The 15,340-nt window shown below is 40.3% G+C and carries 13 protein-coding genes; 11 read left to right on the top strand and 2 right to left on the bottom strand.

Features of this window, described 5'->3' with window-relative positions; translation table 11 throughout:
- Positions 1 to 101: 101 nt before the first annotated feature.
- The 11 genes from ACE1TI_RS04285 (at position 102) to motS (ending at position 13,243) form a co-directional block, all read left to right on the top strand.
- Positions 102 to 2,666, top strand: coding sequence for a DNA translocase FtsK (locus ACE1TI_RS04285; RefSeq protein ID WP_375006346.1), 2,565 nt, complete (start codon positions 102 to 104; stop codon positions 2,664 to 2,666).
- A 192-nt stretch (positions 2,667 to 2,858) separates the two neighbouring features.
- On the top strand, positions 2,859 to 3,047 hold the full coding sequence (locus tag ACE1TI_RS04280; protein WP_375006345.1) for a hypothetical protein: 189 nt from the start codon (positions 2,859 to 2,861) through the stop codon (positions 3,045 to 3,047).
- Positions 3,048 to 3,421: 374 nt separating this feature from the next.
- Entirely contained in the window at positions 3,422 to 4,516 is a 1,095-nt protein-coding gene (locus tag ACE1TI_RS04275) for a nicotinate phosphoribosyltransferase (protein WP_375006344.1), read from the top strand.
- 44 nt (positions 4,517 to 4,560) lie between these two features.
- Positions 4,561 to 5,226, top strand: coding sequence for a hypothetical protein (locus ACE1TI_RS04270; RefSeq protein ID WP_375006343.1), 666 nt, complete (start codon positions 4,561 to 4,563; stop codon positions 5,224 to 5,226).
- A 182-nt stretch (positions 5,227 to 5,408) separates the two neighbouring features.
- Entirely contained in the window at positions 5,409 to 6,710 is a 1,302-nt protein-coding gene (gene murC, locus ACE1TI_RS04265; protein ID WP_375006342.1) for a UDP-N-acetylmuramate--L-alanine ligase, read from the top strand.
- A 234-nt stretch (positions 6,711 to 6,944) separates the two neighbouring features.
- Positions 6,945 to 7,400 (top strand): DUF948 domain-containing protein, encoded by a 456-nt coding sequence (locus ACE1TI_RS04260; protein ID WP_375006341.1) that lies wholly within the window; start codon positions 6,945 to 6,947, stop codon positions 7,398 to 7,400.
- A gap of 6 nt (positions 7,401 to 7,406) precedes the next feature.
- Entirely contained in the window at positions 7,407 to 7,850 is a 444-nt protein-coding gene (locus ACE1TI_RS04255; protein ID WP_375006458.1) for a YtxH domain-containing protein, read from the top strand.
- 1,421 nt (positions 7,851 to 9,271) lie between these two features.
- Positions 9,272 to 10,348, top strand: coding sequence for a bifunctional 3-deoxy-7-phosphoheptulonate synthase/chorismate mutase (locus tag ACE1TI_RS04250; RefSeq protein ID WP_375006340.1), 1,077 nt, complete (start codon positions 9,272 to 9,274; stop codon positions 10,346 to 10,348).
- Positions 10,349 to 10,567: 219 nt separating this feature from the next.
- The gene (gene ccpA, locus ACE1TI_RS04245) at positions 10,568 to 11,569 is read left to right on the top strand and encodes a catabolite control protein A (RefSeq protein WP_375006339.1); all 1,002 of its coding nucleotides are present in this window, start codon (positions 10,568 to 10,570) and stop codon (positions 11,567 to 11,569) included.
- A gap of 110 nt (positions 11,570 to 11,679) precedes the next feature.
- Positions 11,680 to 12,489: a flagellar motor protein MotP gene (motP, locus tag ACE1TI_RS04240; RefSeq protein ID WP_375006338.1), complete on the top strand. Its 810-nt coding sequence runs from the start codon at positions 11,680 to 11,682 to the stop codon at positions 12,487 to 12,489.
- Positions 12,479 to 13,243, top strand: a complete 765-nt coding sequence (gene motS / locus ACE1TI_RS04235; protein ID WP_375006337.1) for a flagellar motor protein MotS — start codon at positions 12,479 to 12,481, stop codon at positions 13,241 to 13,243. Before motP ends, motS begins: the two co-directional genes overlap by 11 nt.
- Before the next feature lie 272 nt (positions 13,244 to 13,515).
- On the opposite strand, the gene ACE1TI_RS04230 is transcribed toward motS, so the two are convergent.
- Together ACE1TI_RS04230 and ACE1TI_RS04225 are read right to left on the bottom strand one after the other, a co-directional pair.
- Positions 13,516 to 14,685, bottom strand: coding sequence for an acetoin utilization protein AcuC (locus ACE1TI_RS04230; RefSeq protein ID WP_375006336.1), 1,170 nt, complete (start codon positions 14,683 to 14,685; stop codon positions 13,516 to 13,518).
- A complete protein-coding gene (locus ACE1TI_RS04225; RefSeq protein ID WP_375006335.1) occupies positions 14,682 to 15,329 on the bottom strand; it encodes an acetoin utilization AcuB family protein in 648 nt (215 codons plus the stop codon). Before ACE1TI_RS04225 ends, ACE1TI_RS04230 begins: the two co-directional genes overlap by 4 nt.
- Positions 15,330 to 15,340 lie beyond the last annotated feature (11 nt).

Here is a 15,340-nt window from a genome sequence, read left to right as displayed (position 1 = left end):
AGGGGCTAGTGGTTTTTTTCTTGCTCCTTTACAATAAAATTAAGGCACTCTTTACAATTTGAAGTACATAATGGTTAATTATAGAAAAAGGAGATGGTAAAATGGCCGGTTCCTTTCAACGAATGATAAAAAGATTGCAAAATTTCATGTTTGGCGAGGAAACAGACGAATGGGAAGAAACACAACCTGCCTCCGAACAGTCTGACTCAAACCGTCGTTATCCGAAAGCAGGAAAAAGGAAACCAGAATCCAGGCCGCGTGTTTTTCATCAACAAGAAACTGGTGCAAAGATTTTTCATCAGTACCCTAAAGAAGGAAAGTTTCGTTTTCCACTAGACGTTGAGGATAAGAAATCCTCTCTAACAAAGCCAAGGGAATCCAGTAGACCATCAAGACCAAATAAAACGAAGCAAAATAGCAGTACGTCAGCAGAATACAAGACAAAAAGTTATAGGGAAGACATAAACAGTACTGAAGAGAAATCAAATCGACAAAACTGGGAAAAACCACAACCTCAGCAAAGTAAACAAGAAAATAAAACATATGAAAAAGCAGCCTATTCAACAGAGCGGTCATATTTCCAAGGAAATGATTTTGCACCAGAGGATATTCCCTCGCCTGTATTTGGATTTGAAAAAGTCCAGCTCCATCCAGATAATTTAAAAAAGAAAAATGAATCTATCACACCTGTAACACATGATAAAGAGGAGTATGCTGGTGAAGGAAAGGCTCCTGTTAATGAGGAGAGTGATTACGAGCCCTTCGTGTCAGCAGATAGTAATGTTTTTTCTTTTATAACGAATGAAGAAACTGCTGCGGGAGCAGACACCAGTGAGATGGAAACGGACAGCGATATATTAGAAGAGAGTTACGAAGAAAAAGAAATTAATGCGTTTACAGATGAAAGTCAAGCACGTTTTTCGAACCGTCAGGAAGAAAAGGAAGAAGTTAATACCAAGGATGCTCCGACACAAGAGAATCACTCAAAACCCGATGAGAACCTAACAAGCGGGACGGAAAAAAGTGAAGAGAGTCCAACTTATCCGCAGCCAGCAGAAGAACAACCACTCCCTGATCAAAAACAAGGCCGGACATATGCACCCGAAAAACGAATCAGAAGAGATGAGAAACGAAAAAATAAAAACGAAAAGCAAAAACCGAGTGTGCCCTTTAATGTGTTAATGTATCCGAGCGACAAAAAAAGAAAAGAAAAAAATCCGGTAAAAGAAGGAAATGCCGTACAGAAAGGACAGTATCACTTCCCTGGACTGCAGCTTTTAAATGTTCCGCCGCGAAAAGAAGATAATGGCGGGGAAGCATTACAGAAGCAAAGAGACCAGTTAGAAGCAACACTTCATAACTTTAACGTAAATGCAAAAGTAGTGGATGTCACACGAGGTCCTTCTGTCACAAGGTTTGAAGTACAGCCGGCTCCTGGTGTTAAGGTCAATAAGATCACAAACTTAACTGATGATATTAAATTGGCTTTAGCTGCCAAAGACTTAAGGATGGAAGCTCCTATCCCCGGAAAAAATGCTATTGGTATTGAAGTGCCAAACCCTGAAAGTACGCCTGTATTTTTAAGAGAGATATTAAGGAGAGATGTTTTTACACGAAGTGACTCCCCTTTAACAGTAGCAATGGGACTTGATATTTCAGGCAATCCAATCGTAGCAGATCTTCAAAAAATGCCTCACGGGTTAATTGCCGGCGCTACAGGTTCAGGAAAAAGTGTATGTATTAACTCCATTCTGCTAAGCTTGCTTTATAAAGCTTCACCAGAAGAACTGAAGCTTATGTTAATCGACCCTAAAATGGTCGAGCTTGCTTCTTTTAAAGATGTGCCGCATCTTGTTACTCCTGTAATTAACGATGCTAAACAAGCTACAGCAGGTTTGAAGTGGGCTGTCGAAGAAATGGAAAGCAGGTATGAAAAGCTTGCTCATGAAGGAGTAAGGGACATAAAAAAATACAATGAACGCATGATGCAGCAGGAAAACCCGGAAAAGAAAATGCCTTACATTGTCATTATTATTGATGAGCTGGCAGATTTAATGATGGTTTCTCCTCAGGATGTTGAAGATGCTGTCTGCCGGATAGCTCAAAAAGCAAGGGCCTGTGGGATTCATTTGCTGCTGGCAACGCAGCGGCCTTCTGTTGATGTTATTACCGGCTTGATTAAAGCAAATATACCAAGCCGTACTGCATTTGCTGTATCTTCTCAGGCTGATTCCCGTACCATCCTTGATATGGGAGGAGCAGAGCGACTGATCGGAAAAGGGGACATGCTATTTCACGAGAATGGTTCCCCAAAACCAATCAGGGTGCAAGGCACATTTGTGACGGATGAAGAAATAGATGCTGTTACTGACTTTGTTAAAAAACAGAGAGAACCTTCCTATTTGTTTAAGCGTGAAGAATTAGTAAAGAAAGTCGATCAGCAGGAAAGTGGAGACGAATTGTTTGAGGAAGCATGTATATTTGTCGTAGAGCAGGGAAGTGCTTCTTCCTCATCTCTTCAGCGCAGGTTTTCAATAGGGTATAACCGTGCTGCTAAATTAATAGATATGATGGAAAATCGGGGTATTATCTCTGAATCCATGGGCAGCAAACCAAGGCGTGTTCTTATGACATACAATGAGATAGAAGATAATATATTAGCATAGAGACTAAAGTTTTAAGCCTTTTTTTCTTGTCATTCGTTTCAAGGTTATATATGATAGGTAGTAACACAGATCTATTGCATCAAACCAGCCTTTTGACAATCTAATAAAATCTTCTTCCATTGCAGCAAGATTCGCAGCAAAGGCTGAATTTTTACGTAAGTCGACTTCTTACAATAAAAAGGAGGAGTTCTTATGGAACAGATTCAGCTCGAAGTATTATTAGAATTTATGTATCCGCAAGGATTAAAGTTGTTGAAGAAAGAAGAACGCAGCGTACCCATCGTTCTTCAGGATGGTTTGCGAGATGTTAGTGAAACAGATGTACAAGAGATCGTAGAGGCTGTGATTATGGAACGCGGCAAAAGTTCTGTGCCCCATTAAAAATTTTGTGTTTGGGGTTCATCTCAAACAGAAACAACGTAGCAAGAAAAAACTCAGGGGCTGTCTCAAAAGTAAAGAGTGCGAGTTATAACGGAGGTTTTCACCTTTAAAAGGGACCTCTGCAGCTCGCCTTCTTTTGAGGCAGCTTTTTCTGATAATATAAAAAGTATAAAATAGCCTTAAAAGATGTTTTTACTATCGACAGGCAGTCCTACCCTGTTTTTTTATACAGTTAGGAACGTATAACTTTTTTATTGGTAAACAGTATAAGCAAAACTACGGCATTCGCAATAAGGCCTCGGCGATATGCCGAGATTTTCTAATACTTAGCTTATTAACTCACATCATTACAAAGGAAAACAAGGAGCAGGGACATGAAAGAAATTGAACTGAAAATGCAAGGAAAAATAAAAAGGTTAACAAATAAAACATTTAAATTCGATGAACGGGTGGGGGAAGGATGGTTTTCTGCAGTTTACTTTTTAAAGACCCGGGAAATTGCAGAAAAATATAAGGAAAATGAAACAGTAACGATGCAGTTTTTTCAAAAATCTCATGCCGTCTTATGTGGAACAGACGAAGTAATAGCCTTAATCAAAACATTTTCAAAAAACCCGGAAGAACTCGAAATACATTCACTTGAAGATGGAGATAAAATAAAACCTTTTGAAACGGTGCTGACGATTACAGGTCCTTATCAAAATTTCGGCTTTTTAGAAGGTATCATTGATGGTATTTTTGCCCGCCGCACATCAGTGGCTACAAATGTATATAATGTCGTAAAAGCGGCAAGAAAATCTGGAAAGCAAAAGCCGGTTATTTTTATGGGGGACCGGGACGATCATTTCACGCAGCAGGCTGGAGATGGTTATGCAGCTTATATAGGCGGTTCAAAAGCCCAGGCGACACATGCCATGAGTGAGTGGTGGGGAAAAAGAGGCATGGGCACGATGCCTCATGCGTTAATACAATTGTTTGAAGGCGATATTGTAGCTGCTTCTAAAGCCTACCAGGAAACGTATCCAGAAGATGACCTAGTTTCTTTAGTCGACTACAACAATGATGTGATTAATGATTCTTTAAAGGTTGCCCGAGAATTTGGAGAGTACTTGAAAGCCGTTCGCCTTGATACTTCGAATAATATTGTGGATCAATATTTCTGCCGCCATCCTGAAGTAATGGGTTCCTTTGATCCTCGCGGTGTTAACCCGGAATTGATTTTTGCTCTGAGGAGTGCGCTTGATGAAGAAGGCTTCGACCATGTTAAAATCATGGCCAGCGGCGGGTTTACTGTGGATAGAATTAAAGAATATGAAGAGCAGAATGTACCAGTGGATATGTATGGAGTAGGAAGCAGTCTGTTGAAAATAAATATAGGGTTTACCGGAGATAATGTAAAATTGAACGGAAGCCACGAAGCAAAAGCTGGGCGCAAATTCAGACCAAATCCGCGTTTGGAAAAAGTTTAAAACAGCCCAGGATGACAAGAAAGGATGGAAAGGGGTCTTTGATAATGGCTCCGAATCTGCCAGATTTCAAGGAGTATCGAAAGCGTAAACAGCAAAAAGCTGACAGTGACCTAAGAAATTTGCTTCAGTCTTATCATAAATGGCTTGCTGTTAATACTAACTTAAGAGAAAAAGTAAGAGCCAAACATCTTTTTTCCCAAAAAACAGGATGTTTGATGCTTGAGCTGGAGGAAGTGCCGTGGAAGCTTTATTTTGAAGATTGGTTTGCTTTTGACTATATTACAATTATAGGAACGAGACTTTTCGACATGTTTGTTAAAGAGAAAGCAGAGCAGCTTTCTCCAGCTGAAAAACAATTGAGCGGTTTGATTCTAACGGCGGCACTTGAACCTTATCAGCTTATTGAAAAAGAAGAAGGTGCTCTTGTAGCGAAATCCTGGTTAAAAAAGGAAAAGATAGAATTAACTATGGGGCCGGCTGCATCTGCATCACTGCATTTTTCAGCTTCTCATTTTCTGGCGCGCTTCATTCGCTGCGGGTTTGAAAATCGAATAATAAGCCCCGTCATTCCATTACGGCTGCTTCATAAGGACCAAGCAGAGAATTGGCGAAAAACAGTGCAAGGGAAAGAAGAGGAGCATCAGCGTTTACGATTTTTAAAAGAAAACGGAGTACGTCTGATTGCATACGCTGATGACAAGGAATATTAAAAGAATCACAAAAAGTTTGCTGTTTTATTTCGTTTATTGGAGCAGGTAATTGTTTCTGCTATAATAGGAAAAGCGCAAAAATACACAGTTACATAACAAACATAGAAGGAAACTTCAGTGTGTTTGTTGCCCGTATATTAAAGTTCTAAGCGGGCAGTAGGATGAGATGGAGGGCCATAATTATGACAACCTATCATTTTATAGGCATAAAAGGATCAGGAATGAGTGCGCTTGCTCAAATCCTTCACGACATGAATTTTAAAGTACAGGGGTCAGATGTGGAAAAGCGTTTTTTTACGCAAAACCCTTTGGAGAATAAAGGAATACCTATTTACCCCTTTCAAAAAGAAAACATAAAAAAAGATCAAACTTTGATTGCATCTGCAGCCTATGGAGAGGAAAATGAAGAAGTTAAAGAGGCTCAAGAACTTGGAATACCAGTCCAGCGTTATCCTTATTTTCTCGGGCAGTTTCTTGGCCAATTTACTTCTATAGCAGTGGCTGGGTCACATGGAAAAACTTCTACGACAGGGCTGCTTTCTCATGTTTTAGAAGCTTATAAACCAACTTCCTACCTCATTGGAGACGGAACTGGTAAAGGCGAAGAAAACAGCAGATTCTTTGTGTTTGAAGCTTGTGAATACAGGCGCCACTTCCTCCAATACGAGCCAGACTACGCCATTATGACAAACATAGACTTTGATCACCCGGACTATTTTAAAGATATTGAGGATGTAGTGTCTGCTTTTGAAGAAATGGCAGCTAAAGTTAAAAAAGGCATCGTAGCTTGCGGGGATGACGAACATTTACAAACACTAAACGCTTCTGTGCCGATTATGTATTACGGTATCGATGGGAAATATGATTTTAATGCAGAAAATATTGAATATGATGAGAATGGCACTACATTTGATGTGCAAATCCGGGGAGACCGTTTTGGCACGTTTACTATTCCCGGCTTTGGCAGACATAACGTATTAAATACATTAGCCGTTATAGCGCTCTGTCATTATGAGGAAGTACCTGCTTCGGTAATGAAAGAACAGCTAGCTTCTTTCCCGGGAGTGAAAAGAAGATTTACTGAAAAAAGCTTTGGCAGTCAAATCCTGGTAGATGACTATGCCCATCATCCAACGGAAATTAAAGCAACGTTAGAATCAGCACAGCAAAAATATCCTGGCAGGGAAATTGTAGCTGTTTTTCAGCCACATACTTTTTCTAGAACTCAAACTTTCTTAGATGAATTTGCAGAAAGCTTAAAAGCTGCAGATTACGTGTATCTGTGCGATATATTTGGATCAGCCCGGGAAAAAAAGGGTTCTCTTACTATCGAAGACCTGCAAGCTAAAGTCCCTGACTCAAGGATTATTACAGAAGAGGACATTCATAAACTCACCGCTCATGAAAATGGTGTTTTGCTGTTTATGGGAGCAGGAGATATTCAAAAATTTCAGCAGGCTTACGAGGATAGAAAGGCTGAATAAAGACAAAACTTATAAATCCGTTTCTTCTCGTTGGAATAAGAAAGGAAACGGATTGTTGTTTTTGTAAGTAAAACACAGTGAAAAACCAAGTTTTTATAAGATACAAGAAGGATTTGAGCAGGCTTTTATCGAAAATTATACATGAAACGAAATGAGATATATGGCTGGGTGAAATAATCACGTTTCAGAGTAAAGAAAAAGTGGTACACTCACAAAAGGAGGTGGAATCGTTCAATGGAAATAGTATACATAAGTGCATTGATTGTGGCACTTTCCATCGCAGCGCTCACCGTTTATGTAATTAAAACTTTAAAAGCAGCAACAGGAACCATGGAAAGAGTATCGGTAACATTTGAACGTTTTGAAAACCAGATGCAGGGAATTACAAAAGAGTCGGAACAATTAGTTCAAAAAACGAACATTATAGCAGAAGATGTGCACCACAAAACCGAATCATTGAACGGTTTGTTTGCATCTCTTAAAAATGTTGGTGATTCGCTTGATTCTATTAACCACTCCTTTCGGGATATGTCTGAGACGGTAACCCGCCAGTCGAAACAACAGTCTGAGCAGGTAGCCCAAGCTGTTCAGTGGGGAAACGCAGCAATTGATCTTTATGCGAAATGGCAGACAAAGAAGAAGGAAAGAGAAGAACAGCGAAAAGAAAATTCTTATTCAACAGGAGGGTGATGTGTGATGTCAGATATGAATACGAAAGATTTTGTGATAGGAACTTTAATTGGTGGAATTATTGGAGCTTGTTCTGCTTTAATGCTTGCTCCTAAATCAGGTAAAGAATTACGCGGAAACATATCAGAAGGTGCTCAATCTGCTCGGGAAAAAACGAGTGAATTTACTACGAATGCTTATGAGAAGGGCTCGGAGTGGGCAACGTTAGCTAGAGAAAAATCATCTGATTTTGCAAGGAACGTCTCTGATCAATCAAGCCAGCTGTACGATCGAGTTAGAGAAGCGACCTCATACGTCAAACCATCAAATGGAAACGAGGAGAAAACAGCTGATGAATTGGCAGACGAGCTATCCAGTGATTTGGACGAAGCAGAAGAAGCAATGAGCGAAAATGTAAAAGACGATGTAAGAGAATTGCATGCTTCCGTGGAGCAAGAAGCAAACCGTTAAAATAATAAGCTGACGCTAATTCAAAAGGAGCTATTCTCAAGGCTGTTTTGCTTGTTGTTTAGGAAATTATGTTTTTACAAGTTGTGGATAACTATCTTCATATTGTTTGATCCGCGTCTAGCTTCAGCGCCCAGCCTCTCGGAGGCCCAAGACGGTTTAAGGAACTTTTGCTAGAATCGCGAACATCGTGTTCGCAACGCAAAAGTCAGACATCCTGTGCAAGCCAGTTCGACGTTGTCACAGGACGTGACGTTCTTAGTCGAACATCCTTCAGGACCCATCTGCTAAAGACGCACACGTCGACGCACAGGACGTGCTAATGTCGCCAATGCCACAGGACGTGGCGTTTTTGGCGACGAAAGTGCAACGCAGAAGTCACCACATCCTGTGGAAGTAAGAGCGCCTTTCATGACTGAACATTTACCTGTCGAGGCTGATCAGGGCGCTTGCGCTTTTGTTCTTTTTCTCTTTTTGTACAGAGGGCCCCTCCTGCCAACAACCCTAGAAATACGGGTGACTGGGCTCCAAAATCTTTTCAAGATCCTCCTTCTTTCTTCCTCCGATTTCGAGTGCCAAGAGCCTTCTTTGATTACTGTTCCTCCTGGCTTTCTCCTGATATGAGTTTACAGCCTATTGTTTTTCGAAAAGGCACAGCACAATCACACGTATGCTGCAAAAAAGAAAATCCGGTGGAAGTAAAAGGAACTCCCTCTTACTTTCGAGCTCTCATTTACTTTGTATTTAATCTTGAAAAAAAAGTTCAATGACATCTCCATTAAGGAGGTCTTCGGCAAAGGACGCAGGCTCCTCATTTCTAGTTAATGTCTATTGATGAGAAGAGGCATGGTTTAAATCAATGTCAACGTAGTTAAAAACGTCTTGAAAGATAAACGATACCGAAACAGGTTTTGTTGTGATTTTGTCCAGATGTTGAACCTTCTGATTTATATCCGCGTTGCTCCGTTTTTCTGAATGTTTTCTATGTAAACGGAAAATGTTTGCTCTTTTTCCGCTTCCAAAGCAAGAATCCAAGTTCAAGTGGGACAATGTCCTCCTCTAATACAGTATATCCCATTTCTAATTCGGCTCGCTCCTTTACAAGGTGGTAAATTGAGTTTTTCTAAAAGGGTGTGGTTATTATGAAAGCAACCGGGCAGCAACTATTCGCTTTAGATATCGGCACTCGTCGGCTCTAAACATCACTTTCTGCATGATGAAAGCCGAAGCTGCAAAAAATTTTTGAATAAAAATGGAGGATTTACTGATAAATTAACATTTTTTACTTTAACACTTAAAAGCGTTTAATTAATAAAGAAAAAGGGGCTGACATTCTGTAAATCTTCGTATATAATAGTCCCTAATCATTAAGAAATGTAACACATATCAAAAAAATGGAAACTGAGACCTAAGGAGTGGAGAAAATGAGTAACGAACAATTAGATGCTTTGCGAGAACAGCTTGACGATGTAAATATGAAACTATTAGATTTAATAAATGAACGTGCCCGCCTGGTTCAGGACATTGGCCAGGTAAAAAGTATAGCTGGTCAGAAACGTTTTGATCCAGTCAGAGAAAGAAAAATGCTTGATATGATTGCTGAAAACAATGATGGACCATTTGAGACCTCCACGTTGCAGCATTTATTTAAACAAATTTTTCAGGCGAGTCTTGAATTGCAAGAGGATGATAACCGCAAAGCATTGCTTGTGTCCAGAAAGAAAAAAGCAGAAGATACCATTGTTAACTTAAAAGGAGAAGCAGTTGGCGACGGAACCCAAAGACTTATTGCTGGTCCGTGTTCTGTTGAAAGCTACGAGCAAGTATACGAAGTAGCTTCTGCTATGAAAGAACATGGTTTAAAGCTGCTTCGCGGCGGGGCTTTTAAACCTCGTACTTCTCCATATGATTTCCAGGGTCTTGGAAAAGAAGGACTCGAAATTTTAAAGCGTGTTGCAGATGAATTGGATATGGTAGTTATTAGTGAAGTGATGAATCCGGCAGACATTGGCTTAGCCACTGAATACCTCGATGTTATCCAAATCGGTGCCCGTAATATGCAAAACTTTGATCTGCTCAAAGAAGCAGGAAGCGCAGGTAAGCCAGTTCTTCTTAAACGCGGACTGTCGGCCACTATTGATGAATTTATAAAAGCAGCTGAATACATTCTTGCTAAAGGTAACGAAAACGTTATGTTATGTGAACGCGGTATTCGTACCTATGAAAAAGCTACAAGAAATACTTTAGATATCTCTGCTGTTCCTATATTGAAACAAGAAACACACCTTCCAGTATTGGCGGATGTTACGCATTCTACCGGAAGACGTGACTTACTTCTTCCAGCGGCGAAAGCAGCTCTTGCTATTGGAGCAGATGCAGTTATGGCAGAGGTTCATCCAGACCCGGCAGTGGCGTTGTCTGATTCCGCTCAGCAAATGGATATTCCGCAATTTAATGAATTCATTCAATCATTACGTGATTCCGGTTTATACAAATTATAAGCATCAAAAGGCGTCTTCCTGAAACAGGGAAGGCGTTTTTTCCGTATTCTTACGAAGAAGAAGTTATAAAAAATTGTCGTATTTAGTATAAAATAGTGTAAAATTTGGTGAACATACCGATATAACTAGGGAAAGGAATTGCGGAACCTCCTTTAGTTATAATATGATAACACTACGTTATGAAAGTATAATGAAAGGAAGAAAGAGGAGGCTTTCGGAGTGAATACAACCATTTACGATGTAGCACGAGAAGCAGGGGTTTCAATGGCTACTGTCTCACGCGTAGTGAACGGAAACCCTAATGTTAAGCCAGCAACCAGAAAAAAGGTACTGGACGCAATTGAAAGGCTAGGATACCGCCCTAATGCGGTAGCTCGTGGTCTTGCCAGCAAGAAAACAACGACGGTCGGTGTAATAATTCCAGATATTTCAAGCATATTTTTTGCTGAATTAGCACGCGGAATTGAGGACATTGCAACGATGTACAAATATAACATCATCCTTAGTAACTCTGACCAGAATAAAGAAAAAGAAATTCATTTGATTAACACACTGCTTGAAAAGCAGGTGGACGGTATTTTGTTTATGGGCGGCGAAATAACCCCAGAACACGTAGAACAGTTTAAACGCTCACCGGTTCCAGTTGTTTTGGCAGCGACATTAGATGAAAATAAGGAAATACCTTCTGTAAATATCGACTACCATCAAGCAGCTTTTGACGCTGTAACCGAATTAATTGAAGCAGGCCACAAAAGAGTTGGAATGGTATCTGGTTCTTTAGAAGACCCGGTAAATGGATACCAGAAATTCAGCGGGTATAAAAAAGCTTGCGAAGAAAAAGGACAAGGTTTTGATGAAAACCTGGTAGCAGTCGGGGATTATACCTACGATTCCGGTATAGAGGCTGTACAGGAACTTAGAAAGCTGGAAAACCCGCCAACTGCCGTTTTTGCAGCAACCGATGAAATGGCATTAGGCGTTATACATGGACTGCAGGATGATGGCTTAAAGGTACCAGAGGATGTAGAAGTCATAGGTTTTGACAATACACGCCTTGCCACCATGGTACGCCCCACTCTTACTACGGTTGTTCAGCCAATGTACGATATTGGAGCCGTGTCTATGCGCCTGTTAACAAAGTATATGAATAAAGAAGAAGTTCAAGATGAAGTGGTGGAGCTGCCTCACCGGCTTGAATATAGAGATTCTACTTCTTTTTAAGAATCTCATAAAAAAACAGCTGGGTAAAATGCATGCTTCAAAATTGCTTGCTCGTGCCTGCATGCGTGGTATGTGAAAATTTTAATTTATAGGGAGTCAGGGATCGGCGTATGAAAAAATTTGATATATTGACGCCCATAGGAATACTAGTAGGGATATCGACCTTGCTGTTTGCAGTATTTACCAACGCGGGCATGGGTTCTGTTGTGTTTTTTATCCAGCTTGCTTCTTTCCTTATTGTATTTGGAGGGATTGCTGCTGCATTGTTAATTAATTTTTCTTCACAAGAAATGAAGGCTTTGCCAAGAGTCACGCGCGAAGTGTTTCGCTACGAAGAACATGATTTAAATCAATTAATTGACACGTTTGTTAATCTGTCTACTAAAGCACGCCGGGAAGGCTTGCTCGCATTAGAAGCAGGTCTTGATGAGGTAGAAGACCCGTTTATAAAAAAAGGTGTATTACTTGCGGTAGATGGTATTGAACCAGATATAATAAAGGATATTATGATGGCAGAAGTAGTTGCTATGGAAGAACGTCATAAAAAAGGCCGACTGTTATTTGAGAAGGCCGGGGAATATGCACCAGCCTGGGGGATGGTAGGGACTTTGATAGGTCTTGTACTCATGCTGCAAGAACTAGAAGACCCTGCAACCCTCGGCCCTAATATGGCTCTGGCACTTATAACAACGCTTTATGGAACGATATTGGCTAACCTTATTTTTCTACCAATCTCTAGTAAACTAGAACAAAAAACAGATGATGAAGTGTTTGTGAAACAAATAGTCGTTGAAGGAGTTATTGGTGTTCAGTCCGGTCAAAATCCTAAAATTTTAGAAGAAAAACTAAGTGCATTTGTAAGGGAAAATGGAAAGGATGAAGAACTTGAAGAAACGGAGGAGCTAGCTAATGAGGCGTAGAGTTCGAAAGCCTCAAAAAGGATCACCGAAGTGGATGGTTACATTTTCGGATATGATTCTTCTTGTCCTTGTATTTTTTGTGATGCTCTTTTCGATGTCGGTGATTGACGCTAAAAAATTTGAAGCTATTGCAGATTCTTTTCAAAACAGAGAAATCCTTGAACATTTTCCTTCTATGATAGAATTTGAAAATGCGGACCAGGGAACAGCTCAAAATGAAGCAGATCTATACAGTGGAATGAATGATGAACAAACAGATCAAGAAATGGACCTAGATGAACTGTTAAATGAAGTAGAAACTTATCTTCAAGAAAATGATTTAAATGATCATATTTCTGCAACCAGAGATGATAGGGGTGTTGTTCTCGTTTTGCAGGAGCAGCTTCTCTTCGATACGGGAGAAGCAGACATACTAAACGATGCTGAACCATTTTTAAATAAAGTAGGAACCCTCCTGCATTCTCTGCCTAACCTTGTTAAAGTTGAAGGCCATACAGATAACCGGCCAATTTCTACATATCGCTATCCTTCGAACTGGGAATTATCCGGGGCGAGGGCAAGCAGTGTGATTCGCTATTTAACAGATAATCATTCTCTAGATTCCGATCGCTTTATAGCTGCTGGTTATGGTGAAACACGGCCAATCGCTCCTAACAATTCCGAGGACAACCTAAGAGAAAACCGGCGCGTGGTTATTGTTATATCCGATCCAGCTTATGAACAGGATTTAATGGAAGGAGCTGGTGATATTTAATTAAAAGGATAACCTGTTTCTCATCAAGAAATCGGGTTGTCCTTTTAATATGAGGGGTGTCCGCTAGTCGATAAAAACCGGCTATGGACACCCCCATTGTATTTTACATTCCCTATTGTACGTGGTTCCAAAGAGAGTACACACGGCTTCTCCAGAGCAAAATGGTACCACTGCGTTCTTGGAAGTTTTGTCCAAAGCATTAGCGGGATCGCAGCATGTCCCTAATATGAAGTCATGCAACTACAGGTCTTTGCTTTTTGAGTATGCGCTTGTTACCTTTTATTTTTTTCATTACGGATGTGAAAAAGTGCTTTTTCTAACGTTTTATGGTTTTTTTCCATGATTTCAGACCTTCTTGGAATCGCAGGGTACATATCTTCCGGGTCTGTCCAGGATGCCGGCAAAGTAACAGGAGCTTTAGGCTGCCATTTATCATGCCATTCTTTTGGGATTCCCTGTTTAATAAGAGGTGTTTGGTTGGTCATCTCCAGCCAAATCATAGACCAGGCTCTCGGTACAACACGCCACATATCATAGCCGCCTCCTCCTACTGCAATCCATTTTCCATCACAATATTCATGAGCCAGTTCGTGTGCCAGTTTTGGAATATGGCAATAGGTTTTGATGGATGAAGATAAATGAGTTAAAGGGTCATAGTAATGAGCATCAGCCCCATTTTGAGTAAGTATAACATCAGGTTTAAAAAATTCAATCACTTCTCGAAAAGCAGTTTCATAACATTCAAGAAAGGACTCGTCTTCGGTAAATGCATCAATAGGAAGGTTAATAGAGAAACCAAAACCTTGACCGTGCCCTTTTTCATTTACGCTGCCTGTGCCAGGAAACAAGTAACGTCCTGTTTCATGGATAGATAATGTACAAACCTCCGGGTCATCGTAAAAAGCCCATTGTACTCCGTCGCCATGATGTGCATCGGTATCAACATATAATACTCGAACGCCATATTTGCGGCGCATATATTCAATAGCAATAGAGCTGTCATTATAGATACAAAACCCCGAAGCTTTTCCTCTGAAGCCATGATGAAGCCCTCCGCCAAGATTGAGAGCATGCTTACTTTTTCCTTCCATCACCATATCTACAGCTGTGAGTGTTCCTCCTACCAGCAAAGAGGCAGCTTCATGCATGTGTGGAAAAATAGGTGTATCTTCTGTACCAATGCCATAATTATTTGCAATTCCACGGCTCAGTTTTCCTTCTCCTGCAGATTTGATCGCGTTGATATACGCTTTATCATGAATAAGCTCAATTTCCTTGTCTGTGGCCATTCTTGGAGGAATGATCACATCCGAATGAAGAGCACCGATCGATTTTAATAAATCATGTGTTAAATTTAGCCTCAGATGATTAAATGGATGATCTTCACTGAATTTGTAGGTTAATTGTTCTTCCGAGTAAACAAAAATAGCTTCACGTGTCATTGATTTATCCCCGGAATGCGCGGCCACTTAATTTCATAGCCTTTAGATTCAATTTGTTTAATAATATGTCTAGGGTCCATTGTTTGTACTCGGAAGGTTAAAATTTTAGTATCAGGTTCAGGGTTAGGGTAAACGAGCACACTCGTCACGTTCACTTTGTTTTCTTTGAAAATAGAAGATATTTCAGCCAGCTGACCGGAAAGGTTCGGTACCTGGACTTCGATTCTTGAGGAAGGCTGGTGGGCCCCTGTAAGTTTCACAAGTGTATGTAAGACATCGGTTTCTGTCAGTATGCCCACCACTTTGTCTTCTTCATTGACGACAGGAAGGGCACTGATATCATTTTCATACAATATAACTGCTGCTTCTTCTACAAACTCCAGCGGCTGTATAGTAACGACAGGAAATTTCATTATTTTAGAGGCCGGATTATTCAGATCTTCTTCATGTTCGTTCATATGAAAGATAGAAGGACTGGCATCTCGAATATCTCTATCTGAAACAATACCGGCGATCTTATAGTTGTCTTCTACCACGGGAATATGCCGGACTTTGTTTTGATGAAGCAGCTCCATGGCTTCTTTAATAGTGGTATGCTTTGAGATAGTTATAATATTTGTTTTCATAATTTCTTCTACGAGCATGTTTCAAAGTT

The organism is Alteribacillus sp. JSM 102045, from assembly GCF_041949975.1.
Classification (GTDB): Bacteria; Bacillota; Bacilli; order Bacillales; family Marinococcaceae; genus Alteribacillus.
The sequence above is the reverse complement of the archived record's forward strand: the minus strand, read 5'-3'. Positions and strand labels throughout refer to the sequence as shown.